Here is a 24,130-nt window from a genome sequence, read left to right on the forward strand (position 1 = left end):
TTGTTACTGGTGTGACTGTTGTGGTTAATGACGTGCGTTTTCGTTGGTTGGGTGAAATATTCCCTCAAATCGGGTTGACGATATTTAGTGTTTCGGTGTGTAATCACAACAGTGTTATTTACGCCGCACTGCCAGTGCGTGGTGTAAAACCAATCCATATTTAACCCAACTACGGAGGAAGGAATCGGCGTGGACAAACCAAAAAATAACGCCATTCTCCGTGGCGGTGCTGCTGCAGAGATGACGCTCGATGAACTCTTTGGTGCCGTCGAGCAGGAGTGGCAAGACCAAGCCTTGTGTGCGCAAACTGACCCGGAGGCGTTCTTTCCTGAAAAGGGTGGATCGACCCGCGAAGCCAAGCGCATTTGCCAGGCTTGTGCCGTCCGCGATGAGTGCTTGGAATATGCACTCGAGCATGATGAGAGATTTGGTATTTGGGGTGGGCTCTCAGATCGTGAGCGTCGCCGCCTTAAGCGCCAGATTGGCTAATAATCTTCAAGGGGGATGCGTAAATCAAAGTCTTGCAAAAGCAGGCGGTGATAGACGCGATACTCGGGGAAGATATTTTTAAACAACATAACCTCACCTTGTGGTGGGGTTGTTGTTTTGCTACCAGTTAAACCGCGGGTCAATGACCTCCGGATCGATGTTGAGGTAGTTGGCGACCAGTGCGGTGAGCACTGCGCCTAAAAGCTCTTCTCGCTCGGCGCGGTTGGCGCAGCGTGCCTCCACGGGCTTGCGGAAGATGACGAGCCTGGCGCGGGTGGGTCGACCTGCCGAGTCGACGCCTGCGGGCACGATGCGACCCAGGGGGACGGGGCCATCGGCGACGATATCGTCGGGCAGAATGGACATATCAGCGCGCAGTCGCATGCGCGGCACAGTGTCTACCGCAATGTCTAGGCCCAGAAGCTCATCGAGGTAAGCATTGTGGATGGGAGAGTAGGCTTCTAAAACTTCCATGTCGAAGCGCTGGCCGCGCGTGCGAAAGCGCGGGGTTTGCTGCGGCAAAAGCGGGCCTCGCAGTCCGCGGCCATGGCGGTCGCGGGCGGGGCGAAGGTGGTTGCGCGCAGGAGACATGACTTTAATTCTAAGGCGGATCCCGTCCATTTCTAGGCGCGCCACGCCAGTGCGATGCCTGCGCCACGCCAGTGCGACGCCTGCGCCACGCCAGTGCGACGCCTGTGTCAAGTCTGAAGAATGCTTGAGTTGTATGTGGAGCGACGGATTCGTCAGGTCCGGGTGTGGTGGCGAAAGCGGGGCCGTTTGAACCTGCTGGTGTGAGCGTGATTGAAGTTAGGACTATCTAAATCTCAAGTTTGGGTTTAGACTTGAATCTCGTGAATGAGTTTCGTCGTTGTTCCCGCCCTGGCTGCGGCCGTCCGGCCGTAGCGACGTTGACCTATGCCTACAGTGAACAAACTGCAGTTGTAGGCCCGCTCGTAGAAGAGGAAGATCCCCACTCGTGGGATCTGTGCTCGCACCACGCAGATAAAATTACCGCTCCCCAGGGTTGGGAGCTGGTGCGTGTGGACCATATCGAGCTTGAAGATGATGAAGACTTGCTGGCTTTGGCTGAGGCTGTTCGCGAGGCAGGTCGTGTGACCACCGGTCTGATCGATGATTCCACCGCTGGTGGCGGGCAAGACCCGATTGACTATAAAGCCAACTTTGACGGTGCAGACCCGCAGCGGTCTAACCATCCGGTCTTTCGCACCCGACGGGTTGCCGACGCCCATCAACGACGCCGTGCGCATTTGTCCGTCGTGCCGGATGTCACGCCTGAGGTTTAAAACCCCTGGCAGGGCTATGATCTCGGCAACAAGGTGGCCCACATCGGGCCGCAAGTAGCCGGTAGCAAGCCCGGCAACGCTAAACTTGCGGGTTATGCGTAACCGTGAAGCACTAGATGCAGTGATTAAAGCCTATGACGTGCGAGGCGTTGTCGGCGAAGACTTTGATGAAGCCTTTGTCCGCGATGTGGGGGCAGCGTTTGCGTCTTTGTTGCGCGAAGAAAACGAGACGACGGTGGCCATTGGCCACGACATGCGGCCATCCTCACCGCAGCTTGCCGATGCCTTTGCCGAAGGCGTGATCTCTCAAGGTTTAGATGTCATCCAGTTGGGGCTGTGTGCCACAGACCAACTCTATTTTGCCGCCGGCACCCTTAACTGCGCTGGCGCGATGTTTACCGCATCGCACAACCCAGCGCAGTACAACGGCATTAAGTTGTGTCGCAAGGGCGCTACCCCGGTTGGTGAAGCCACGGGACTTGCCACCATCAAGGACAAAATGGTCGAAGGCATTGCGCCCGACGATGTCACCCCAGGCACCGTAACCCATCGCGATATCCTCAGCGACTACGCGGACTTTCTTAATGGCCTAGTTGGGCTAAAGGAATCACGCCCGCTCGTTGTAGCTGTGGATGCGGCCAACGGAATGGGTGGACATACTGTTCCAGCGGTCTTTGAATCGCTGCCTTTCGATGTTCGTCCACTGTATTTTGAACTCGACGGCACATTCCCGAATCACGAGGCCAATCCGTTGGATCCAAAGAACCTCGTGGACTTGCAGAAATTCGTCGTGGAACAAGGCGCGGATATCGGCCTTGCTTTCGACGGCGATGCCGACCGCTGTTTTGTGGTTGATGAAAAGGGTGCGCCTGTCTCACCTTCGGCGATTTGTGCCCTGATTGCAGAGCGCTACCTGGAGAAATTCCCTGGCGAGACCATCATCCATAACCTCATTACTTCTAAGACGGTGCCGGAAATCGTCACCGAGCACGGCGGTAAGCCTGTGCGCACGCGCGTGGGTCACTCCTTTATTAAGGCGCAGATGGCAGAACACGCGGCTGTCTTTGGTGGCGAGCACTCGGCGCACTATTACTTCCAGGAGTTCTGGAATGCTGATTCTGGCATGCTCGCGGCCTTGCACGTACTGGCTGCCCTGGGGCAGACAGACAAGCCTTTGTCTGAGCTCATGGCACAGTACTCCCGCTACCACGCTTCGGGGGAAATCAACTCCACCGTCGCGGACCAGAAAGCTAGCCAAGAGGCGATCTTGGAGCAGCTAGCCGACGACATTGAGTCAGTAGATCACCTCGATGGTGTTACCGTGCAGCTGAAAGGCACGGATGCGTGGTTCAATGTTCGCGCGTCTAATACTGAGCCATTGCTGCGTCTCAACGTCGAGGCTAAGACCGAAGACGAGGTCACGCAGATTGTTGACCGAGTGCTAGGCATTATTCGCGCTTAAAAAGCAGCAAAAGGCTCTTTCAAATTGCCCGCCAGGACAGGTTTCTGGCGGGAAATTGCCTTTTTAGGGCATCTTTATATTCTGTCGGGCGCTTGCGCATTCGTGCAGCTTGGAGGGTGTACTTCTGTGAATTAAAATATAGACCAAGCGGTATGTATTGTGTGAACTAAGTGGTGTGGATAGGTTGGTTCTAAACGATTTAACTTCCCCACGTTAGGAATCACATGACCATTGCGACTGACAAGAAGCCACGCCCGAAGCGCACTCCCAAGCCGGAGGGGCAGTGGAAGATTGACGGAATGGAGCCGCTCAATGACGACGAGCGCATTAAGCAGGAAGATCCTGGCTTGTCCGCGAAGCAGCGCGTTATTGATATTTACTCCAAGCAAGGTTTTGCCTCCATTCCACCAGAGGACCTAGCCCCGCGTTTTAAGTGGCTCGGCATTTATACCCAGCGTAAGCAAAACCTTGGTGGTGAGCTTACTGGACAAGTTCCAAACTCGGAACTGCAAGATGAATTTTTCATGCTGCGTATCCGTTTTGATGGCGGCCGCGCAACGCCGCAGCAGCTGCGTGTAGTCGGCGAGATTTCGCAGGAGTTTGCGCGCTCCACCGCGGACTTTACCGACCGTCAAAACATCCAGCTGCACTGGATTCGCATTGAAGATATGCCAGAAATCTGGGAGCGCCTAGAAGCCGTGGGCCTTTCCACCATGATGGGCTGCGGCGACGTACCCCGCGTTATCTTAGGTTCGCCAGTCGCCGGTGTCGCTCAAGATGAAATTATTGACGCCACACCAGCTATTGAGACCATTGTTAACGAGTACCTGCACCGCGAAGACGTGCAGAACCTGCCGCGTAAATTCAAGACCGCCATTTCAGGCAATGCCCGCCAAGATGTTACCCACGAGATCCAGGATGTTTCTTTCGTAGGTACCAACCACCCAGAATATGGCCCTGGCTTTGACTGCTTTGTCGGCGGTGGCCTGTCTACCAACCCTATGCTTGCGCAATCCATTGGTGCTTTCGTACCGCTTGAGCGCGTTCCAGAGGTATGGCACGGGGTAGTCTCTATCTTCCGTGACTACGGCTTCCGCCGTCTGCGCAACCGCGCACGTCTGAAGTTCTTGGTAGCGCAGTGGGGCGTAGAGAAGTTCCGTCAGGTGCTCGAAGACGAATACCTCGAGTCCCCATTGCAAGATGGCATCCCAACCGTTCCGCACATGGGCAACCGCGATCACGTCGGTGTGCACCAGCAGCAGGATGGCAAGTTCTACGTTGGTGTTAAGCCGACCGTGGGACACACCACCGGTGAGCAGCTGGTTGCTATCGCTGAGGTGGCAGAATCCTTCGGCATCGAGCGCATCCGCACCACTCCAATGAAGGAATTGCTCTTCTTGGACGTGGATGAAGATGTCATTGAGCCTTTGTCGAAGAAGCTGTCTGAAACCGGTCTGTACCCGAAGCCATCGGAGTTCCGCCGCGGCGTCATGAGCTGCACCGGCTTGGAATTTTGCAAGCTGGCGCACACCACGACTAAGTCTCGTGCGATCGAATTGGTCGACGAGCTGGAAGAGATCATTGGTGATCTCGACGTGCCAATCTCGATTACCTTGAACGGCTGCCCGAACTCGTGCGCCCGCACACAGGTCGCTGACATTGGTTTCAAGGGCCAGACGCTTACCGATGAAAACGGCGACCGTATCGAAGGCTTCCAGGTTCACTTGGGCGGAGCAATGGGTCTGAACCCAGATTTCGGCCGCAAACTGCGTGGACACAAGGTTAAGGCGTCTGAGGTTACGGACTACGTCGTGCGCGTTGTCACCAACTTCAAGGAACAGCGAAACCCAGGCGAGCAGTTCCGTGATTGGGTACTGCGCGCTGAGGATGAGGATTTGTCATGAGGTTTCGGCGCAAACCCAACCCGAACCGCAACCACCCACTGCACTGCCCATATTGCGCCAGCGAGCTGCTTTTTCCCGATGAAGAAACCGAATTCGCATGGTCGTGCCAGGACTGCCTGAGGGTATTTTCCGTGCAATTCCACGGCCAAGATGACCCACCGGTAAAGCCGGAGCCAGCGCGGTCTTCGCATGAGGCACTTGCGAACTCCTTGAAAAGGAAAGGCCATGAACTATGAGTCAAGCCTTCATCGCGCTCTCGCATGGCTCTAGGCACCCGCAGGCGGCGGTGGGCATCGACAAGCTAGTTGCTCGCACATCCTCTTTGACGGGAGCTTTCGGGCAAGCAGCGCACTTGGAATTTGATACGCCTTCGCTTGTCGATGCCGCCGTGAGCCTGAAAGAACGCGGCTTTGAGCGTGCGACGTTGATGCCTTTGCTTTTTACCAACGGCTTTCACATGCGCTATGACGTACCCAACGTGGTAGCGGAAGCCCAGCGGATAAGTGGTGTGGAACTACACCCCACCGCAGGTCTTGGCACTGGTGCTGAGGTCTTGGAACAGCTACGCACCCGGCTTTTCCAGGATGTTGCAGCCGGGGATAACCCGCACGTGATTTTATACGCGGTGGGCTCTTCAAATGTTGCAGCCAATGAAGCAGTCGTGCGCTTGGCCGTGCGCCTCGCCGATGCCACAGGTTTTCAAACCAGCACGCTCTTTGCCACCCCAGGTGCGGGAAGAGCAGGTTTTCTGTGGGGAAACAAGGGACTGCGGCTGCAAGCAACCGCACATTCACGCGTTCACCTGCTGCCGTTATTTGTGACCCAAGGGCTACTGCTAGATTCCGCGAACGCCGCGATGGCAGAGATCATGCACATCACCGGCTCGCAGATTACAAGTTCTGCACCACTGGGTTCGCAGCTCGCCGAAATCCTTGCACACCGCCTCTCCCACGCACAACGCACTACAGTCGCTTCCCCAGCGCAAGTGCCCCAAACTACTTAGGATGAACACATGCCAACGCTCATTTTTATTGCCATAGCTGGCTTTGCTGCGCAATTAGTTGATGGCGGAATTGGCATGGGCTTCGGCGTCACCTCCACCACGTTATTAATCTTCCTCGCAGGCCTGGGCCCAGCTCAAGCCTCGGCGGTAGTCCACGCGGCGGAATTAGGCACTACCTTAGTGTCTGGGTTTAGTCACTGGCGCTTTGGCAATGTGGACTGGAAGATTGTCTTCTCTCTTGCGATTCCCGGCGGCATTGCTGCTTTTGTGGGCGCGACGCTGTTGTCGAATCTGTCCATGGAAGCGGCGCAGCCGATTACCTCGGGCATCTTGTTATTGATTGCCATCAATCTGATTTGGCGTTTTAGCCGCGGGCATATCAAACGCACCATTTCTAATAAACCGCACGCAAAACCCTTCCTTGTTGTGTTGGGCTCGGTCGGCGGCATGGTTGATGCCACCGGTGGCGGTGGTTGGGGACCGGTCACGACTTCGACCTTGTTGGCCGCAGGCAAAGAAAAACCCAGCCGCATTGTCGGTACCGTTTCCGCCGCTGAGTTCTTGGTTACCTTAGGCGCTACCATCGGCTTTGCCTTTGGCCTGTGGGAGGACATCGTCGCTCACCTGGGCGCGATTGTTGCGATGCTAATTGGCGGCTCTATCGCAGCACCGATTGCAGCGTGGCTGATTTCACGGCTTAACCCCATCGTGCTCGGCGGATTTGTGGGAACCGCCATCGCCGCATTGAATGTATCTAATGTGTATGAAGGCCTTGGTTTTGCACCGTCGACCTTCTGGGTGGTTGTTATTCACGGCGCCATTATTGCCGTGGGTATTGGCGCAACGATTCGCGGGCACCTGAAATCTCGTGCCCAGCGTGCTGCTGAGAAAGCCGCAGAAGCACAAAGCGCGGAGGTTGTTCAAGAAACAACCATCCGCGCCCATGAAGAAGCCAAGACTGGCTAAGCATAAAAGCGGCTAGCTCAGGTCTGTTAACTCAAGCCTGCTACTTCACCAATGACAAAGACTGCTGGAGGCACAATCTGTGCCTCGGCAGTCTTTTCGCCCATGTGGCCCAAGGTGGTTTTGACCACGCGCTCTTCATCCATGGTGCCATTTTCAATAATTGCCACGGGGGTCGAAGAAGCAAGGCCTCCGGAGAGCAAGGCCTCGGCAATAGCGGCGGCATTGCGCACGCCCATGATGACCGACAGGGTAGCGCCAGATTTTGCAAGTGCTTCCCAATCCACCAAGCTTTTCTCATGTCCCGGTGCCAAATGGCCTGAAACCACGGTAAAAGCATGCACGATACCGCGCTGAGTGACAGGAATATTGGCACTCGCGGGAACCGAGACCGCAGAAGTCACCCCGGGGATGACTTCTGAGGGGAGACCAGCTTCAGCTAGAGCTTGAACCTCTTCAAAGCCCCGGCCAAAGACAAAGGGATCCCCGCCCTTTAAACGCGCGACCTTTTTCCCCGCGCGGGCATATTCAATCAATAATTCATTGATGCGATCCTGCGACACCGATTTCTTATAGGGCAGCTTAGAAACATCAATAATTTCTTTGGCATCCACATCGCACAACTTGTCCAGTTCCAGAGCCGGGCCTAAGTGATCCGTCAAAATGACATCAGCTTCTTGTAATGCATGCATGCCGCGCACCGTAATTAAATCCCAGGCGCCTGGGCCACCGCCGATAAGAACCACAGGCTTAGGGGAATCTGATAAATGTGCTGAAAGACTCATGGAAATAGATTACCGCGCCACCACGACAAGCAAGCATTTACTAGGCTTGAAGCCATGACAGATGAAGGCTATTTTTCTGGCTCTCAGTATGACCCAGAAACCGTGCGCTTTTTCGATGTTGCACACGAAGGTGCACACATTCGCGCAATCGCCGCACATATCCAGCACTTAAACGTCGTGCGCGGGGCGGAATTTCGCTCCATTGTTCTCCTGCCAACTGACCAAGTTGCGCGCGCCAGCGCAGAGATGGTGGCTGAATTAATATCACCGCTTGCGTGGCCGGTAACCATTTCTGACAAGTTGCCACACTTTGTAGGCCCGCTTGATTTAGTTGTAGTAGTAGGAGAGCGCGCCGATGCCGATTGGGCTTCTTTGGCATTGATTACTGCCGCGCGTAGGGGAGCAACTACAGCACTTATCGGACCAAATCGTGGGCCACTAGCAGAAGATGCACCGCAGGAGACACTGACTTTCCCAGTGCCGCCGACCGCTGATGGGGGATCCCCAAGCCGTTATATCGCAGGGCTTTTAGCCGTGCTGTGGTCGATCACTGATGCTGAGGTTATCGTCGCTGAGCGCCTGCATGAGCTCGCCGATATCGCTGATGAAGAATTGCAGCAGCTTTCCCCAGAACGTGATGCCACAGTAAACCCTGGGCGTGCCCTGCGGGAATTTACCGCCCAGGCGCGTGTACTGCACACTGCATCACGCATCGATAAGCCAGCGGATCTGCCAGTCGGAATCAACGTTGGAATGGCTGTGGCCCGATGTGCCGCGCAAATCTGGTCAGCGCACGGGCTATCAGGTGAATTTGTAGAACCTGAACTCGTACCTATGGTGTTAGAACGCAACCAAGATAACTCTGCGCGCGATGACATTTTTTATGACCCTTTCCTGGATGGGGAAAAGACTCTAGTACCCTTAAAAATAATTGTGTGGGGGCAGGCGGAGTCACATCTGCCGCATTCCCTCGCTATGGCATGCACCGATTCTGGCCTCAGTGATTTGGTTTGCGCCGTTCAATTGCTCATCCGCGCCTATGCCGCGACCGCTTACGATGTTTTGAAGGAAGATTAATGCAACTGCTTAACAGTGCCACCCGAGCCTATTCATGGGGTTCTAAGACACTCATTCCGCACTTGCAAGGCAAGGCTGCATCCAATTATCCCATCGCAGAGCTTTGGTACGGCGCCCACCCAGCAGGTCCTGCGACGATTGAAGATGAGCCACTGAATGCGGTTATTGCAGCAGACCCCCAAGCAGCCCTTGGGGAAAATGTCGCTGCGGAATTCGACGGCAAGCTACCTTTTTTGCTGAAGATTCTTTCCGCCGATGAACCTTTGTCTTTGCAAGCACACCCGTCTAAAGAACAAGCGCGCCAGGGCTTTGCACGCGAGAATTCCCAAAAAGTCGCCATGGATGCGCCGCAGCGCAGCTACAAGGACGACAATCACAAGCCAGAACTCATCGTTGCCTTAACTGACTTTTATGCCATGGCAGGATTTCGCCCGCTGGTGCACACTCGTGAGCTTTTCAATGCCCTAGATTGTGAAGAGCTTAACCGGTATACCAGCATGCATATTGCCGACGGGCGCCTGACTAAGGAAGAAGAAGCAGATAATCTTCGGGCGCTATTTACCACCTGGATTACCATCCCTGCGGCCACCCGCCGCGAGTTGATCTCGGCGCTGATGGAATCTTCCAAGCAGTTGCTGACCACGCTTAACTCCACTTCTTGGATGCGCCCAGTTTTAGAGACCATCATTGAGTTAAACGAACTTTACCCCGGCGACGTGGGAGTTTTAGGTGCGCTCTTGCTCAATCACGTGCAGCTAAGCCCTGGTGAGGCGATTTATCTCAACGCTGGCCAATTGCACGCCTACGTGCGTGGACTGGGCGTGGAAATTATGGCCAACTCCGATAACGTGCTGCGCGGCGGACTTACTCCAAAACATGTTGATGTACCTGAGCTCGTGAAAGTTCTATCTTTTAACACGATCAGCGACCCACGTGTTGAGCAGATTAGCTTGTCAGATTCCGCGCAAGTGTTGAACTACCCAGTGCCAGTAGAGGAATACACCCTGACACGCTGTGACCTAAAGGCAGGCGATGAGGTCGTATCCGAAAGTGAGGGGCCAGGCATTATTTTATGCACCTCTGGTACTTTGACGCTGCAGGCTCAAGATGGCTCCAGCTTGGAGCTTCTGCCTTCCGATGCCGCATGGCTACCTGCCTCCGATGGTGATGTCACCTTGAGTACTCAGGGTAAAGCTCAAGCGTTTATCGCACGAGTTCAGTAAGAGCTACCAGTTGTAGCGGGCGCCTGCTGCGTCCGCGTTGTCGTTGGCGACTGGCTCACAGTCGTCTGCGGCTTGAGGGATTCAGTCGGAGCAGCAGGGTTTACTGGCTTGCCAGGCTGGGTTTGCTTCGACGTCTCCACTGGCTCTGAAGGTTCAGCTGGCTGCGTAGACTCGTTTGGCTCCGTTGGCTCTTCGCTCGGACCCGATGGGCGAGTAGTCACGTTATCGTCGCCATCTTGATCTGGGCTGGTCGAAGGTGCCGAGCCGTCAGTGGTCTCATCAGGAGACTGCGTAGCTTCACTATCAGATGTCAATGCTTCTTCAGTCTGGTTCGCATCGCCATTGGCGTCGAATTCATTCTCAGCCCCTGAGCTCTGCGCATAGGAATCGTATTCCTCACCGAAAATTGGCTCTGGACGATACACATTGGTCGGAGTTGGGGTTTCACGCTGAGGATTGACCACGGAATTAGGTGCCAAGAACGGGTCATCATCGTAATTCGGCGCAGCGGCCTGGGCAGGAACGGACTCCTGCTCACGGCGTTCCTGGGTTTCAGACTCTACAGTGGTCTGAGCTTCCTTCTTCTCCGTCGACGTGTTCTCCGAGGAGGTTTGCGTCGTCATAGTCGTATCTGCGTTAACCGATGAAGGGCTGCCCATTCGCCACACACCAAAACCCACGGCAGCCGCAACAAGCAGTCCTACCGTGAAAAATATGGTGACGCGACGAACATCTGAATTCACAGGCGCCCTTTCTAGGTTGGTAACAAATTAATAACGAGAGTACCACGAGGGTCTAGTGAGGGGAATACTTTCGCGTGATCTTTTTCCCGGCTGGAAAAATATGGCTTTAGCAGGAGTTTTCTTCAGGCATGGTCGCGAAACTAGCCCCATTTGTGGTCAACCTCACGCCAGTGGAAGACTGAGTGTTGTGGCTTGCTTGTTATTAATTGAAGCTACACCCGGCAGTTATTACTAGGCTAGCGTGACCAAGTTGGCTAGTGTCGATTGTGCAGAATTGCCGCGCCTTGTAATCCGCTATTAAGCACGAGAAAAAGTTAAAAGGAGCAGAGCCCATGAGCACTTGGGATGAGCATATTTTCACCAGTGAAGACAATGTCGAATTTCTCGAAGATTTGAACTCCTTGGAAGAAGATGACGTCATCGAAGCAATTCACGACGCCATCATGCTGGCCACCGGAGAAAGCCAAGCAACCGAAGAAGAAGAGCAAAATGCACTCGCGGCAGCCACCATTGCTGCTATCTGGGCAGGTGCACCTTTCACCGCGGGGGATGTTGTATCCAACTACCCATATATCCGTGACCTAGTGGGCTACTCCGCTGAGTCTTTGAACGAAAAGGCAACCGAGCTTCTTGAAGAAGTAGAAGAAGAGTTTGACCTCGAGCCATTTCTTGAAGCCCTCGCTTAATGATTATTGCGATTGAAGGAATTGACGGCGCTGGAAAAAACACGCTGGTTCACAAGCTGCGCGACGCATTAGATATTCCGGTGGAGGTCTTGGGCTTTCCTCGGTATGCGGATTCTATTCACGCTCAGCTTGCTCAGGAAGCGCTGTACGGCCGCATGGGGGACTTGACCTCGTCGGCCTATGCCATGGCGACGTTATTTGCCTTGGATCGCCACGGCGCGAAAGCGCAATTAGAGGCGGCTGCTGAGAGCTCTTCGCTGTTGATTTTGGATCGCTACGTGGCATCGAATGCTGCTTACTCTGCTGCCCGGCTGGGTGATGATGCGGTCATGGACTGGGTTTATGAGCTGGAATTCGATCGTCTTGGCTTACCTAAGCCCTCCTTGCAGGTGTATCTCTCCACGCCGGTTGAGGTTGCGGCGCAACGCGCTTCATCGCGGGAAGCAGAAGATGCCTCCCGCGAGAAAGACCAGTATGAACAAGACTCTGATCTGCAGGCTGCAACAGCAGCCGCTTATGAGCGACTCGCAGCTTGCAATTGGGCTGGCCAGTGGATTGCTACCGCGGATCAAGGTAGTATCATCGACAAAGTTCTCGACCTCGTAGGGGAGTAAAAGTGGCGCCAAAAATCCTAGTGGTAGATGATGATCCTGCCATTTCGGAAATGTTGACTATTGTCCTCGAATCCGAGGGGCTACAGCCCATCCCCATTACCGACGGCAATGATGCTGTACCAGCCTTTGAGCAGCATAATCCGGATCTCATCTTGTTGGACTTGATGCTTCCGGGAATGAATGGCGTGGACATTTGCCGCGCGATTCGCCGAGATTCCAACGTGCCTATTGTCATGCTCACCGCGAAGACTGACACCGTGGACGTAGTACTGGGCTTGGAATCCGGGGCGGATGACTATGTCACCAAGCCTTTCAAGCCGAAGGAATTGGTAGCGCGCGTGCGTGCGCGTCTGCGCCGTACGGAGACAAAGTCCTCGGAGCTTATCGAGGTCGGCGACTTGCTCGTTGATGTCTCTGAGCACACCGTGACCCGCCGCTCCCCGCAGGGCGGACCAGGCGAAGAGCTTTCTCTAACCCCGCTGGAGTTTGACCTGCTGGTGGAGATGGCTCGTAAGCCAGGCCAGGTACACACGCGTGAGGAGCTATTGGAAAAGGTGTGGGGCTACCGTCACGCCTCGGATACTCGCCTTGTGAACGTGCACGTGCAGCGTTTGCGCGCCAAGATTGAACATGATCCTGAAGATCCGCAGATTGTGTTGACCGTGCGCGGTGTTGGTTATAAGACTGGTAAAAACGACTAGTTGCTAGTTAGTTTTTCATCAGTGATGGAGGCATTGAGTTATTAAGTCCCGGTTGCGCCATTTACGCGACGTCATAAGTGAAATGTGGCGTACCTCGTTGCAGGTACGCGTCATTGGCATGATTTTGGTTGCCTCCACGGTGGTCATGATCATCTTGGCTTATGCGCTTGTATCGGTGCTTACGCAGCGTCTGGTTGATCAAAAGATTAGCATCGGGGATCAAGAAATTGATCGCGCGCGCATTGCCGTCGAACAGCAAATTAATGCCACTGGTGCAGCGAACTCTGTCCAAGTGCGTATTAACTCAGCGCGGGCTTCTTTGACTCAGTTAAGTGCCGAAGGCGGGGAGTCGAATACCACCTACGAGCCGGTCATCGTGGTGGAAAACTCCAGTGGGGAAATAACCACCGCGCCTGAGGGCTATCGCATCCCTGAGCCTTTGCGTAATTCGGTGGCTAATGACCAAGTGGCGTATCAATTTACAACGATTGACCAGCCAGGCGGGTCGAGCTACCACGCGCTAGTGGTGGGTACTCCGACCATGGCAGATATTCCTGAACTACAGCTTTATCTGGTCATGTCCATGGAGAATGAAGAATCCACCATGGCGCTGATGCGCGGTTTGCTCTCTGCCGCCGGGGTGGTCGTAGTCGTTCTGCTGGTTGGTATTGCATGGCTTGCTATTCAGCAGGTTATTACCCCGATTCGTTCGGCCTCGCGCATCGCTCAACGGCTTGCCGCCGGACATCTGCGCGAACGCATGGTGGTTGACGGCGAAGATGAGATGGGGCGTTTGGCTGCCTCGTTCAATGACATGGCCGATAAGCTGTCGAAGCAGATTACGCAGCTGGAAGAATACGGTGATCTGCAGCGCCAATTCACCTCCGATGTCTCGCACGAGCTGCGCACGCCGCTAACCACCGTGCGCATGGCAGCAGATTTGATCGCGGATGATGCGGACAACCTGGAACCGCATACGCGCCGTGCTAGCCAGTTGATGACCCGTGAGCTCGACCGCTTTGAGGAACTGCTGGCGGACTTGCTGGAGATTTCACGCCACGATGCCGGCGTTGCAGACCTACAAGCATCGTCGATGGATATTCGTTCGTGCATCGAATCTGCGATGCAACAAACCGAGCACTTGGCTAAAGAACTTGATGTAAAAATCAACGCCAACCTGCCGGACTATCCCGTTAATGTGCAAGCTGATTCCCGCCGCATCGAACGCGTACTGCGCAACCTTTTGGCCAATGCCATCGACCACTCCGAAGGCAACCCCGTCACCATTGATATTGGGCATACCGAAACTGCGGTTGCGGTTGCTGTGACAGATCAAGGCGTGGGCCTAAAGGAAGGCCAGGAAGAGTTAGTATTCAACCGTTTCTGGCGTGCCGATGCTTCTCGTAAGCGTCATTCCGGTGGCACCGGGCTGGGTTTGGCGATTGCCCGCGAGGATGCGGCATTGCATGGAGGTAGCCTGGATGCCACGGGTATCCCAGGCATCGGTTCCCGGTTCCGCCTTATTATCCCGCGTGAACCTGGAGCAGCGTTTGGGGAAGAACCTTTGCCTTTGGTGCTTCCAAACGCACCAGTGGTCATTGATGAAGAAAGCGAGGAGAAGTAATGAAAAAACGTCTCATCGCTGCCCTCGCTATTCCCGCTTTAGTGCTATCGGGTTGTTCAACCTTGCCGAATAATTCAGACCCGCATATTCTGCGTTCTTTTTCCCCGCAGCCTGAAGTAGACCCGGCAGTGGGTCCAACTCCTGGCCAGGAAGCAGACCTGTTGGTTCGCGAATTTTATGCTGCGGCTGCGATTCCTTCCTCAGATTATGGTGCTGCACGCTCCTTTTTAAGCCCAGAAGCTGCACAAAATTGGGATCCAGAAGAATCCATGCGGATTGTGGACCTCATTGAGCTGACCTCACAAAATACCACCCGCTCAGACCAGCGTGCCTTCACCGTGCGCGGCAGTGTCATTGGTTCGATTGCCTCCGGCGGAAGCTATGTGCCTGAAAACTCGGGCTATGAAACAACCATCCGCATGGAGCAGGTCGATGACGAATGGCGCATTACCGACTTGCCTGATGGCGTGGTCTTCGAACGCACCGAGCTGCGTAATCATTACCAGCCATTGCCCGTCTACTTTTATCGTCAAACCGCCGGGGTATTAGTTACAGATCGGCGCTGGCTCTTTGGCAGCCAAAACTCGCTCGATGCGCAATTGATTACTTTGCTATTGGCGGGGCCTTCCTCACGCCTGGCACCGGCGACCACCAATGTCGTACCTGATGATGCGGCGTTCTTAGGCATTGAGAACGGCGTCTACAACTTCGCCGGCATGCAAAATATGTCTCCTGAAGACCGCCTGCGCTTTGCAGCGGAGCTGGTGTGGACGCTATCTCACGCGGGTATTCAGGAACCTTATACGGTAACCGCTGATGGTGCCCCGCTGGTAGAAAATCTAGAGACCATGACTACTGATGATTTCGCGGAATATAACCCCCGCGTTGCCTCTAATTCGGTAGCGCCGCTTTATGCTCTCCACGAAGGCGATATTTTGCAGGTCTCCGCGAATGCCGCTGAACCGGTAGCTGGGGGATTGGGCGATGGCGGCAATATTGAATCTGCCGATATCACCGCTGATGGAGTTATCGCTGCGGTACGCCGAGAAGGAGATGAATCGCGATTTATCTTCGGTGATATTGAAGGCGATATCGAAGAAGGTTTAAGCGCTGAGACTATTTCGCGCCCGACCTTTGAAAATGCAGGCCAGTCTGCGTGGACCGTTGTTGATGGTGATGAGGTCATGCGTGTTGTGCGCTCTCCCCAAACAGGGGAGCTGACCACCACGCGCGTGATTACTACAGATTTGGACTCGATTGAGGGCGAGATCTCTGTTATTCGGCTTTCAAATTCGGGTGCGCAAGCAGCAATGATTATCGGTGGTGAGGTCTACATCGGTGTTGTGGAACGGGAACGTTCAGGGGATTTCCGTCTGACGAATATCTACAACCCAGCCAGCGAATTGGGTGGCACTGCGCTGAGCTTGGATTGGCAGGCAGATGGCTCCTTGGTGGTGGGCACATCTACTCAGGAAGCGCCGGTGTGGCGCGTGGAGCAAGATGGCTCTTCGGTGTCTACTTTGCCTTCTGGCAATATCACCATTCCCGTGGTGTCGATTGCAGCGTCGCCGTCGACGTTGTACATCACCGATTATCACGCCATGTTGCAACTGCCCGTGGAAACTGAATCTACCTACTGGCGTGAGGTCCCGAGCATGCAGGGAATGCGCTCCGCGCCGATTGTGGCCAATTAGATGGAGCTTTTGCTCCCGCGGTCGTGCGCGGGGTGTCGCGCGCCGGGGGCAGTTTTGTGCCGGGACTGTCAAGAGGAATTACGGGAGCCACCGCGTCGTATCTATCGCAGATCGCTTCTCGATGTCCCCGTGTTTACTCTCGGCTCCTATTCAGAGGTGCGGCGAAATATCATCTTGGCGATGAAGGAATATAACAATCGCGCGGTTCGTCCTCATGTTGGAGCGGTGATACATGCAGGACTGGACTATTTGGTTGCCCGTGGAGATATTCCAGCCACGGTAACGCTCGTGCCTGCCCCCACGCGTAAAAAGTCAGCGGCATTAAGAGGCGGGGACCCGGTGGTGGATATGTGCCGCGCTACGGGAAGGGAAGTGCATCGGTGCGTGCGGATTTTTAAAGGGGCTGCCGACCAGTCCACCCTCTCGGCTGAAGAACGTCGCAATAATATGCGCCGCAGCGTTGAGCTCTATGCCCCCGCGCCAAAGTCCCCGGTCATGGTGATTGATGATGTTATGACCACAGGTTCCACGCTTTCTGCCACCGTAGAAGTACTGCGCGGAGCGGGGGCGAAAATCGCCGGGGGATTAGTTTTTGCCGATGTTTAGGGACATAGGTTATGACCACTGCTAGAATGGGAGTTGTCACACACAGTAGCAATTGCTAACTAGTAAACAATTACCTACTAGAGATTGTTTACTGCTTGTGAGTACATCCGGCCCCAGGGGTCCAAATGTTTGACCCCGCGATCACAGGGAGGCAAGTCATGACCGACACCACCACCGCAGCAAAGGTCACCATTACCGGACGCAATGTTGAGGTGCCAGAGCACTTCTCCGACCGAGTAAAGGCAAAACTGGCAAAGATCGAACGACTTGATCCAACGCTGACCTTCTTCCACGTAGAACTGCAGCATGAGCCAAATCCTCGCCGTGACGCGCAGGCAGAGCGCATTCAGATTACCGCCACTGGCAAGGGACACATTGCCCGTGCAGAAGCTAAGGAAGATTCCTTCTACGCCTCGCTAGAAACCGCCGTGGCAAAGATGGAACGTTCGCTGCGCAAGGTTAAAGTGCGCCGTGAAGCTACCAAGTCCGGTCACCGTGCACGCAAGGGCACTGGAGAGCTCGCTGCTGAAATCGTTGCTGATGCAGAGGCAGCACGTGCACAGGCGCGCGAAGACCGCCTGGTTGACCCATACGCAGAAACCGTTGAGGACCAGCGCCCAGGCCAGGTAGTGCGCTCGAAGGAGCACACTGCAACGCCAATGAGCGTCGATGATGCTTTGAGCGAGATGGAACTGGTCGGGCACGATTTCTACCTCTTCATCAATGAAGAAACGCAGCGCCCATCCGTGGTGTACCGTCGTCACGCATTTGACTATGGTTTGATTTCTTTGACCGAGGACGCAGAATCCTAAGTCTTAACTAGTTTGCTCAGTCGCATTTGAAAGCAAGTGCGACTGAGCTTTCTACGTTTTACTGGGGAGCTAAGGCAGTACTAATGCGTTCCTTGCGTACAATAGCGGGGAGCTAGTCAACAATGTCGTGGAAGTAAAGGAATAAAATACAAGTGTTTGGACTTTCCAAGCTGCTACGTGCGGGTGAAGGACGTACCGTCAAGCGGCTCGACAAAATGGCTGACCAAGTCATTGCTCTTGAAGACGATTTTGCCGCGCTTTCCGATGAAGAGCTCAAAAGCAAGACCGATGAGTTTAAAAAGCGCTTAGCCGACGGAGAAGGACTCAACGACATCCTTCTTGAGGCATTTGCCACCGTGCGCGAAGCTGCTTGGCGCGTGATGAACCAGAAGCACTACAAGGTGCAGATCATGGGCGGCGCGGCCTTGCACTTTGGCAACGTTGCTGAGATGCGCACTGGTGAAGGTAAGACCTTGACCTCCCTGCTTCCTGCTTACCTGAATGCCTTGGAAGGCAAGGGCGTGCACGTTGTGACCGTCAATGACTACCTTGCGCGTCGTGACGCGGAGATGATGGGCCGTGTGCACCGCTGGTTGGGCGTATCTGTTGGCGTGATCTTAAATGACATGCGTCCGCAGGAGCGCAAGGAAGCTTATGATTGCGATATCACCTACGCGACAAACAATGAGCTGGGCTTTGACTACTTGCGCGACAACATGGTTCGTAACCTCAAAGATTGCGTGCAGCGTGGACACCACTACTGCATCGTCGATGAGGTGGACTCCATCCTGATCGACGAGGCCCGTACGCCGTTGATTATTTCTGGCCCGGTTGATGGCTCGTCGCAGTTTTACGGCGTCTTTGCCACCCTGGCTCCGCGCATGCGCGCGGGCATCCACTACGAGGTTGACATTAAAAAGCGCACCATTGGTGTCTTGGAAGAAGGCGTGGAATACGTCGAAGACCAATTGGGCATCGATAACCTCTATGCGCCTGAACACTCCCAGCTGGTGAGCTACCTCAACAATGCGCTTAAAGCGAAGGAGCTGTTCACCCGCGATAAGGACTACATCGTGCGCGATGGCGAAGTCCTCATTGTTGACGGATTTACCGGCCGTATCCTGGCGGGCCGCCGCTACAACGAAGGTATGCACCAGGCTATTGAGGCCAAAGAAGGCGTCGAGATAAAAAACGAGAACCAGACGCTGGCGACCGTTACCTTGCAGAACTTCTTCCGCCTCTACGACAAGATTGCCGGCATGACCGGTACTGCAGAAACTGAGGCTGCGGAGCTTAATTCCATCTACGGCCTGGATGTTGTTCCTATCCCAACCAACCGCCCGAACCAGCGTGAGGATCACCCTGACCGCATTTACAAGACGCAGGAAGCCAAGTTTGCTGCCGTTGTAGATGACATTGCAGAACACGTGGAGCAGGGCCAGCCAGTTCTGGTTGGTACCACCTCGGTGGAACGCTCGGAATACTTGTCAGAGCTTTTGACTAAGCGGGGCGTGAAGCACAACGTGCTTAACGCGAAATACCACGAAGAAGAAGGCAATATCGTCGCGCGTGCGGGTCGCCCCGGCAACGTCACGGTTGCTACCAACATGGCTGGCCGTGGTACCGATATCGTGCTGGGTGGTAACCCCGAAGTCATCTTGGACATGAAGCTGCGTGAGCGCGGGCTTGATCCTTTCGATGATGAAGAGAAGTACCAGGAAGCCTGGGACGCAGAAATCGAGGATGAACGTGAGCGTTCCAAGCGCCTTGGTGATGAAGTCCGTGAAGCCGGTGGCCTCTACGTCTTAGGCACGGAGCGCCACGAATCCCGCCGTATTGATAACCAGCTGCGCGGTCGTTCAGGCCGTCAGGGTGACCCTGGTGAGTCTCGTTTCTACTTGTCCATGCGTGATGAGCTCATGGTGCGTTTCGTCGGTCAGTCCATGGAAAACATGATGAACCGCCTGAATGTTCCAGATGATGTTCCGATTGACTCCAAGATGGTGTCCAACTCCGTTAAGGGCGCGCAGGCACAGGTTGAGAACCAGAACTTTGAGATGCGTAAGAACGTTCTCAAGTACGACGAGGTCCTCAACGAACAGCGCAAGGTTGTCTACGCAACCCGCCGTGAGATTTTGGAAGCATCCGATATCAAGGACAATATCCGTTCCATGGTCGCTGACACTGTCGCTGATTATGTCGCTGCAGCAACTGCTACGGGTTATGTCGAGGACTGGGACCTAGACCAGCTGTGGAATGCTTTGGACGTTTTGTACGGGCCAAGTATTGACGCACAAGAGCTTGTCGATGGCTCCGAGTACGGCGCCCCAGGTGAACTTACCGCCGAGCAGCTTACCGACGCATTGGTCACTGATGCTTTGGCGCAGTACGACGACTTGGAAGAGCGTATTTCTGCCATCGGTGGCGAGAAGCAAATGCGTGATACTGAGCGCATGATCATCTTGCCGGTCATTGATAATAAGTGGCGCGAGCACCTGTATGAGATGGACTATCTCAAAGAGGGCATCGGCCTGCGCGCGATGGCACAGCGTGATCCTTTGGTGGAATACCAAAAGGAAGGCGGCGATATGTTCAACGCCATGAACGAAGGCATCAAGGAAGAAACCGTGCGCCAGCTGTTCATGCTGCGCAAGCAGATGACTGCCCAAGAACAGGAGCAAAAGCAGGCCTAAAGCAGGCCTAAAGCAGCCGGAAGGCGCGCAGCTTGTCCTGTTGCGCAGAGAGCCTTCCGGTAAAAGCGAACTGCTTATCACCCAAGATGGCGGTACCGAAGTATTCGCCATCTTCGCGCGCGTGCAGTGATTTCATCCACATTCGCGCATTATTGCGGCCGTGGATTCGAGACCATGAGCTCAAATGCGTGAGGATAGAGGGGTCAAAGTACCTGGGTGATAAATGCGCCAAAGGCCTTAAGCCGGAGGCGACATCGAGCGCGATCTTTATGAGTTTGCTGGTGAACACCTTTTGTTCAGAGTCCATGTTGCTGGACGGTGCTGAATAAATAATTGGGTCATCTGGGATAAAGCGCATCAAATGAGCGCAGCCAGGGATCGGTTGATACACGTGGTGGGACCTTTCAAATGAGGGTCCCAGGCGGTAGATTGTGGGCTTAGCAAGCATTATTACATGAGATTGCGCTAGTCTCGAGTTTAATTTCGTATAAATCTTTTTGGAGGAAGCACTTACATGCGTGGACTGATCGTTGACTATGTCGGCGTCTTAGACGGGCCAGACGAAGACGTAAAGCGTTGGAAGACGCTGCTCTCGGCGGCTAAAGCAAATGGGGTCGACACCGCGATCTTGTCTAATGACCCAGGTGGCCCTGCTGCAGAACCTATCCGCGAGTGGGAATACAAGGGCCTAGTAGATGCGGTAATCCTCTCCGGTGAAGTGGGCGCAGAAAAGCCAGATCGCGCTGCTTTCCAGGCTGCTGCAGATGCACTCGATTTGCCATTGAGCGACTGCGTGATGGTCGATGACAACATTCTCAATGTTCGTGCTGCGGTAGAAAACGGCATGATTGGCATGCTGTACACGGTCTTTGACCGCACCAGCGTGGAAGTCCAGGCAGTCTTCGACCTCGAGGGTGAGTTCTAAAGTGCGCGTCTACCTACCCGCGACTTTCAACATGCTGGTGGAACTCAATGAAAATAGTGAGTTCTTTGCGCGTTCTGGTTGGGGCTTTGCCTCCACGCAGGCACTCAATGAGTTCTACACCGAAGGTGATGAAGAAGAGATTGCCTACTCGGCATTCCTCGAAGCTTCTATGGCTTCACTTCGTCTTTTGGCAATCGGCGATGAACCACATTTCCCACGCCGTCGCGTGGTCATCTCCGCGGATATCGATGATGCACAGATTACCCCGATGCCAGATATGGGTGACCCAGTAGTCAAGCTGGAACCTGCGCGCGTGAGCTTAGATGACGTTGTGTGCGTACACGTTGACGTCGAAGAATCTGAGGCCGCGACGGCAAAAGCCATCGAGGTCATTGACACCGCCGATTTAGGCGATCAGGATGCTGAGCTCGCTGTCGGTGATGCCTTGGATAATTTCATGGCTTATTACGATGTCAGCGAGCTTCCATTCCTCGTCGAGCTTCTTTAGTGAAGTTACTCTAATCGAGCTTTCTTGACGGAGCCTCTTGACGGAGCTGCTCGATAAGAGCAGCTCTAGTACTCGTCGTTACTGCGTAAGGCAGTTAAGAGGGCCCTTACTGCGTCGCGTCTGCGCGCAGTAGAGGTGCCCTCTTCTATTGTGTCTAGGGCACATTCTGGGTCGGCTGGGGGGCCGGCGTGGCTGCAGCCACGAGGGCAGTCCTCGACGATAGCCGCGAGGTCGGAAAATACCTCGAGGACGGTGTCTGCGTCCACGTGTGCCAGCCCGAAGGAGCGAATACCGGGGGTATCGATGATCCAGCCAGCATCATCGGGCAAACGCAGCGCAACAGACTGGGTAGAAGTGTGACGGCCTTTGCCGACTGCTGAAACCTCGCCGGTTTCACGAAACGCATCAGGAACCAGGCGGTTAACCAGGGTGGATTTTCCAACGCCTGAATGCCCAATGAGCGCGGTGACATGCCCAGAGATAATCTGTGAAACAGCCTCAAGACCATCATCTACGCCAGCTTCGACAACGGTGACGTTCAAATCCGCGAAAGCTTCGGCAAAAGGTGCAGCATCCGCCAGATCGGTCTTGGTCAGACACAAAATGGGGTCGATATTGCCCACAAAGGCCGCAATCAGGGCGCGTTCGACAAAGCCTTCGCGCGGTGGTGGGTCTGCGACCGCGGTGACGATCAACATCTTGTCCGCGTTGGCGACTACGATGCGCTCATAAGGGTCAGTGTCATCAGCGGTTCGTCGCAGCACAGAGGTGCGCTCTTCAAGCTTGACGATGCGCGCCAACGTATCCTTTTGCCCTGATGTATCTCCCACGACACCCACGCGGTCACCGACTTCCACCGGCGTGCGGCCCATTTCGCGCGCACGCATAGCGACCACAGTGGGGCCATTATCTAGCGCAACGCCCCACCTGCCGCGGTCTTTGGTAATGACCATCCCAAATTTCGCGTCTTTGTGTAAAGGGCGGTCTTTGGTGCGTGGGCGTGAGCCTTTGCCGGGGCGGACACGGACATCAGATTCGTCATACCGTCTAGCCATGAGCGTTGAGCATCTTCTCCCACATTTGTGCAAAGCCCGGCAAGGTCTTTGCGGTGGTTTCAATGTCGTCGACTTCTACGCCTTCAACGCGCAGACCAATAATTGCGCCGGCGGTAGCCATGCGGTGATCGGCATAAGACTTCCACAGCCCACCGTGTAAAGGTGCAGGGTTAATTTCCAGACCGTCTTCAAGCTCGGTGACATCGCCACCGAGGTTATTAATCTCGGTAGCCAGTGCCTTGAGGCGGTCAGTTTCGTGCCCGCGCAGGTGCGCGATGCCGGTCAGGCGCGAGGGGGTATCTGCTAAAGCTGCGAGAGCAGCGACAGTGGGGGTGAGCTCACCAATCTGTGACATATCAAGCTCGATGCCGTTGAGCTTGCCCCCTAGATTACCAACAGCGCGGAAGTATTCCGGCGTCTGCTCAGCAGTAGCGCCCATATCCATGATGATCTGGCGGAAAGCATCTCCTGGTTGGGTAGTGGTGGCTGGCCAGTCATTGACGGTTAAGACTCCACCGGTGACCAGCGCAGCTGCCAAAAACGGGGTGGCATTAGATAAGTCCGGCTCAATCTTCCAAGTGCCACCTTGAATAGTGCCAGGGTGAACCTTCCACCAATTCTCGCCTACTTCAACTTCCACGCCAGCTTGGCGCAGCATGGCAACGGTCATCTCGATGTGCGGCATTGAAGGCAAGGTACCTCCCTCATGACGCACGGTAATACCTTGCTCATAGCGCGGAGCCGAAAGCAGTAGCCCAGAGACGAACTGAGAGGAGCCGGAGGCGTCAATGGTGAGCTCGCCGCCGGCCGGTACGCCAGTTGAGGTCACGGTCATCGGCAGCGTGTCAGCTGAGACTTCCACGCCGAGCTCGCGCAACGCCTGCGACATGGTTGCCATGGGGCGTACGCGGGCCTGCTCATCGCCATCGATTTCCACTGGACCGGAGGCCAATGCTGCCACAGGCGGGATAAAACGCATGACGGTACCGGCGAGCCCGCAATCAATGAAACCACCGGAAAGCTCACCGGGGGTGATGCGAATATCATCGCCTTCAGCTTCAACACCAACGCCTAAGCTACGTAGCGCCTGCGCCATCAAATCAGTATCGCGCGAGGTGAGCGGATTATGCAGCAACGAGGGGGAGTCCGCAAGGGCGGCCAAGATGAAGGCTCGATTGGTTATTGATTTGGACCCTGGAATCGGTTGGGTCCATTGAATAGGGCCTTGGGCCACGGGTGCAGTCCACGAATTTGTCATA

At 54.9% G+C, this 24,130-nt stretch carries 25 protein-coding genes; 19 read left to right on the top strand and 6 right to left on the bottom strand.

The window, feature by feature from the left end; translation table 11 throughout:
• Nucleotides 1-240 precede the first annotated feature (240 nt).
• Nucleotides 241-489, top strand: a complete 249-nt coding sequence (locus C5Y44_RS10300; RefSeq protein ID WP_147581137.1) for a WhiB family transcriptional regulator — start codon at nucleotides 241-243, stop codon at nucleotides 487-489.
• A gap of 120 nt (nucleotides 490-609) precedes the next feature.
• Here C5Y44_RS10300 and C5Y44_RS10305 read toward each other — a convergent pair whose 3' ends face one another.
• Entirely contained in the window at nucleotides 610-1,080 is a 471-nt protein-coding gene (locus tag C5Y44_RS10305; protein ID WP_066795718.1) for a metallopeptidase family protein, read from the bottom strand.
• Between the two features lie 260 nt (nucleotides 1,081-1,340).
• On the opposite strand from C5Y44_RS10305, the gene C5Y44_RS10310 reads away from it, so the two are divergent.
• From C5Y44_RS10310 to C5Y44_RS10335, 6 genes are all read left to right on the top strand, one after another.
• On the top strand, nucleotides 1,341-1,793 hold the full coding sequence (locus C5Y44_RS10310) for a DUF3499 domain-containing protein (protein ID WP_066797864.1): 453 nt from the start codon (nucleotides 1,341-1,343) through the stop codon (nucleotides 1,791-1,793).
• Nucleotides 1,794-1,887: 94 nt separating this feature from the next.
• Nucleotides 1,888-3,255, top strand: coding sequence for a phosphomannomutase/phosphoglucomutase (locus C5Y44_RS10315; protein ID WP_105324860.1), 1,368 nt, complete (start codon nucleotides 1,888-1,890; stop codon nucleotides 3,253-3,255).
• Between the two features lie 224 nt (nucleotides 3,256-3,479).
• Nucleotides 3,480-5,159 carry a nitrite/sulfite reductase gene (locus C5Y44_RS10320; RefSeq protein ID WP_105324861.1) on the top strand — a complete coding sequence of 560 codons (1,680 nt, stop codon included), beginning with the start codon at nucleotides 3,480-3,482 and terminating at the stop codon, nucleotides 5,157-5,159.
• Entirely contained in the window at nucleotides 5,156-5,395 is a 240-nt protein-coding gene (locus C5Y44_RS10325; RefSeq protein ID WP_075723336.1) for a hypothetical protein, read from the top strand. Before C5Y44_RS10320 ends, C5Y44_RS10325 begins: the two co-directional genes overlap by 4 nt.
• Nucleotides 5,392-6,162, top strand: a complete 771-nt coding sequence (locus C5Y44_RS10330) for a sirohydrochlorin chelatase (protein ID WP_105324862.1) — start codon at nucleotides 5,392-5,394, stop codon at nucleotides 6,160-6,162. Before C5Y44_RS10325 ends, C5Y44_RS10330 begins: the two co-directional genes overlap by 4 nt.
• A gap of 9 nt (nucleotides 6,163-6,171) precedes the next feature.
• Nucleotides 6,172-7,128, top strand: coding sequence for a sulfite exporter TauE/SafE family protein (locus tag C5Y44_RS10335; RefSeq protein WP_105324863.1), 957 nt, complete (start codon nucleotides 6,172-6,174; stop codon nucleotides 7,126-7,128).
• Nucleotides 7,129-7,154: 26 nt separating this feature from the next.
• Here C5Y44_RS10335 and cobA read toward each other — a convergent pair whose 3' ends face one another.
• Nucleotides 7,155-7,910, bottom strand: coding sequence for a uroporphyrinogen-III C-methyltransferase (gene cobA / locus C5Y44_RS10340; RefSeq protein ID WP_105324864.1), 756 nt, complete (start codon nucleotides 7,908-7,910; stop codon nucleotides 7,155-7,157).
• 54 nt (nucleotides 7,911-7,964) lie between these two features.
• Here cobA and C5Y44_RS10345 point away from each other — a divergent pair, with 54 nt between their 5' ends.
• Nucleotides 7,965-8,987, top strand: a complete 1,023-nt coding sequence (locus C5Y44_RS10345) for a hypothetical protein (protein ID WP_105324865.1) — start codon at nucleotides 7,965-7,967, stop codon at nucleotides 8,985-8,987.
• Nucleotides 8,987-10,210, top strand: coding sequence for a mannose-6-phosphate isomerase, class I (manA, locus tag C5Y44_RS10350; RefSeq protein WP_105324866.1), 1,224 nt, complete (start codon nucleotides 8,987-8,989; stop codon nucleotides 10,208-10,210). Before C5Y44_RS10345 ends, manA begins: the two co-directional genes overlap by 1 nt.
• On the opposite strand, the gene C5Y44_RS10355 is transcribed toward manA, so the two are convergent.
• Complete coding sequence (locus C5Y44_RS10355; RefSeq protein ID WP_105324867.1) at nucleotides 10,204-10,953, bottom strand: hypothetical protein; 750 nt, start codon at nucleotides 10,951-10,953, stop codon at nucleotides 10,204-10,206. The two genes, manA and C5Y44_RS10355, sit on opposite strands and share 7 nt — an antisense overlap.
• Before the next feature lie 332 nt (nucleotides 10,954-11,285).
• Between C5Y44_RS10355 and C5Y44_RS10360 the strand changes: the two genes are divergently transcribed.
• The 8 genes from C5Y44_RS10360 (at nucleotide 11,286) to secA (ending at nucleotide 20,383) form a co-directional block, all read left to right on the top strand.
• On the top strand, nucleotides 11,286-11,639 hold the full coding sequence (locus tag C5Y44_RS10360; RefSeq protein WP_075723325.1) for a DUF4259 domain-containing protein: 354 nt from the start codon (nucleotides 11,286-11,288) through the stop codon (nucleotides 11,637-11,639).
• Nucleotides 11,639-12,253: a dTMP kinase gene (locus C5Y44_RS10365; RefSeq protein ID WP_105324868.1), complete on the top strand. Its 615-nt coding sequence runs from the start codon at nucleotides 11,639-11,641 to the stop codon at nucleotides 12,251-12,253. The genes C5Y44_RS10360 and C5Y44_RS10365 overlap by 1 nt, the downstream gene beginning before the upstream one ends.
• A 2-nt stretch (nucleotides 12,254-12,255) precedes the next feature.
• On the top strand, nucleotides 12,256-12,954 hold the full coding sequence (gene mtrA, locus C5Y44_RS10370; RefSeq protein WP_105324869.1) for an MtrAB system response regulator MtrA: 699 nt from the start codon (nucleotides 12,256-12,258) through the stop codon (nucleotides 12,952-12,954).
• A gap of 82 nt (nucleotides 12,955-13,036) precedes the next feature.
• Nucleotides 13,037-14,578: an MtrAB system histidine kinase MtrB gene (gene mtrB, locus C5Y44_RS10375; RefSeq protein ID WP_199186033.1), complete on the top strand. Its 1,542-nt coding sequence runs from the start codon at nucleotides 13,037-13,039 to the stop codon at nucleotides 14,576-14,578.
• A complete protein-coding gene (gene lpqB, locus C5Y44_RS10380) occupies nucleotides 14,578-16,272 on the top strand; it encodes an MtrAB system accessory lipoprotein LpqB (protein WP_105324870.1) in 1,695 nt (564 codons plus the stop codon). Before mtrB ends, lpqB begins: the two co-directional genes overlap by 1 nt.
• 384 nt (nucleotides 16,273-16,656) lie before the next feature.
• Nucleotides 16,657-16,878 (top strand): ComF family protein, encoded by a 222-nt coding sequence (locus tag C5Y44_RS13510; protein ID WP_233189953.1) that lies wholly within the window; start codon nucleotides 16,657-16,659, stop codon nucleotides 16,876-16,878.
• Nucleotides 16,879-17,036: 158 nt separating this feature from the next.
• Nucleotides 17,037-17,690 (top strand): ribosome hibernation-promoting factor, HPF/YfiA family, encoded by a 654-nt coding sequence (hpf, locus tag C5Y44_RS10390; protein ID WP_066795679.1) that lies wholly within the window; start codon nucleotides 17,037-17,039, stop codon nucleotides 17,688-17,690.
• Nucleotides 17,691-17,842: 152 nt separating this feature from the next.
• On the top strand, nucleotides 17,843-20,383 hold the full coding sequence (gene secA / locus C5Y44_RS10395; protein ID WP_105324872.1) for a preprotein translocase subunit SecA: 2,541 nt from the start codon (nucleotides 17,843-17,845) through the stop codon (nucleotides 20,381-20,383).
• Between the two features lie 7 nt (nucleotides 20,384-20,390).
• On the opposite strand, the gene C5Y44_RS10400 is transcribed toward secA, so the two are convergent.
• A complete protein-coding gene (locus tag C5Y44_RS10400) occupies nucleotides 20,391-20,774 on the bottom strand; it encodes a hypothetical protein (protein WP_066836834.1) in 384 nt (127 codons plus the stop codon).
• Between the two features lie 123 nt (nucleotides 20,775-20,897).
• Here C5Y44_RS10400 and C5Y44_RS10405 point away from each other — a divergent pair, with 123 nt between their 5' ends.
• Both C5Y44_RS10405 and C5Y44_RS10410 read left to right on the top strand, forming a co-directional pair.
• Nucleotides 20,898-21,308, top strand: coding sequence for an HAD family hydrolase (locus tag C5Y44_RS10405; RefSeq protein WP_066795673.1), 411 nt, complete (start codon nucleotides 20,898-20,900; stop codon nucleotides 21,306-21,308).
• A 1-nt stretch (nucleotide 21,309) separates the two neighbouring features.
• The gene (locus tag C5Y44_RS10410) at nucleotides 21,310-21,816 is read left to right on the top strand and encodes a hypothetical protein (protein WP_199186038.1); all 507 of its coding nucleotides are present in this window, start codon (nucleotides 21,310-21,312) and stop codon (nucleotides 21,814-21,816) included.
• A gap of 65 nt (nucleotides 21,817-21,881) precedes the next feature.
• Here C5Y44_RS10410 and rsgA read toward each other — a convergent pair whose 3' ends face one another.
• Entirely contained in the window at nucleotides 21,882-22,871 is a 990-nt protein-coding gene (gene rsgA / locus C5Y44_RS10415) for a ribosome small subunit-dependent GTPase A (protein ID WP_066795664.1), read from the bottom strand.
• Nucleotides 22,864-24,129, bottom strand: coding sequence for a 3-phosphoshikimate 1-carboxyvinyltransferase (gene aroA, locus C5Y44_RS10420; protein ID WP_199186034.1), 1,266 nt, complete (start codon nucleotides 24,127-24,129; stop codon nucleotides 22,864-22,866). The genes rsgA and aroA overlap by 8 nt, the downstream gene beginning before the upstream one ends.
• Between the last annotated feature and the right edge of the window lies 1 nt (nucleotide 24,130).

It is taken from the genome of Corynebacterium sp. J010B-136 (assembly GCF_002967075.1).
Classification (GTDB): Bacteria; Actinomycetota; Actinomycetes; order Mycobacteriales; family Mycobacteriaceae; genus Corynebacterium.

Bases quoted from the DNA above. Each gene is read 5' to 3' on its own strand.
- C5Y44_RS10300 (WP_147581137.1), top strand. From the start codon at position 241: ATGACGCTCGATGAACTCTTTGGTGCCGTCGAGCAGGAGTGGCAAGAC.
- C5Y44_RS10305 (WP_066795718.1), bottom strand. From the start codon at position 1,080: ATGTCTCCTGCGCGCAACCACCTTCGCCCCGCCCGCGACCGCCATGGC.
- C5Y44_RS10315 (WP_105324860.1), top strand. From the start codon at position 1,888: ATGCGTAACCGTGAAGCACTAGATGCAGTGATTAAAGCCTATGACGTG.
- C5Y44_RS10320 (WP_105324861.1), top strand. From the start codon at position 3,480: ATGACCATTGCGACTGACAAGAAGCCACGCCCGAAGCGCACTCCCAAG.
- C5Y44_RS10325 (WP_075723336.1), top strand. From the start codon at position 5,156: ATGAGGTTTCGGCGCAAACCCAACCCGAACCGCAACCACCCACTGCAC.
- C5Y44_RS10330 (WP_105324862.1), top strand. From the start codon at position 5,392: ATGAGTCAAGCCTTCATCGCGCTCTCGCATGGCTCTAGGCACCCGCAG.
- C5Y44_RS10335 (WP_105324863.1), top strand. From the start codon at position 6,172: ATGCCAACGCTCATTTTTATTGCCATAGCTGGCTTTGCTGCGCAATTA.
- cobA (WP_105324864.1), bottom strand. From the start codon at position 7,910: ATGAGTCTTTCAGCACATTTATCAGATTCCCCTAAGCCTGTGGTTCTT.
- C5Y44_RS10345 (WP_105324865.1), top strand. From the start codon at position 7,965: ATGACAGATGAAGGCTATTTTTCTGGCTCTCAGTATGACCCAGAAACC.
- manA (WP_105324866.1), top strand. From the start codon at position 8,987: ATGCAACTGCTTAACAGTGCCACCCGAGCCTATTCATGGGGTTCTAAG.
- C5Y44_RS10360 (WP_075723325.1), top strand. From the start codon at position 11,286: ATGAGCACTTGGGATGAGCATATTTTCACCAGTGAAGACAATGTCGAA.
- C5Y44_RS10365 (WP_105324868.1), top strand. From the start codon at position 11,639: ATGATTATTGCGATTGAAGGAATTGACGGCGCTGGAAAAAACACGCTG.
- mtrB (WP_199186033.1), top strand. From the start codon at position 13,037: ATGTGGCGTACCTCGTTGCAGGTACGCGTCATTGGCATGATTTTGGTT.
- lpqB (WP_105324870.1), top strand. From the start codon at position 14,578: ATGAAAAAACGTCTCATCGCTGCCCTCGCTATTCCCGCTTTAGTGCTA.
- hpf (WP_066795679.1), top strand. From the start codon at position 17,037: ATGACCGACACCACCACCGCAGCAAAGGTCACCATTACCGGACGCAAT.
- C5Y44_RS10405 (WP_066795673.1), top strand. From the start codon at position 20,898: ATGCGTGGACTGATCGTTGACTATGTCGGCGTCTTAGACGGGCCAGAC.
- rsgA (WP_066795664.1), bottom strand. From the start codon at position 22,871: ATGGCTAGACGGTATGACGAATCTGATGTCCGTGTCCGCCCCGGCAAA.
- aroA (WP_199186034.1), bottom strand. From the start codon at position 24,129: ATGACAAATTCGTGGACTGCACCCGTGGCCCAAGGCCCTATTCAATGG.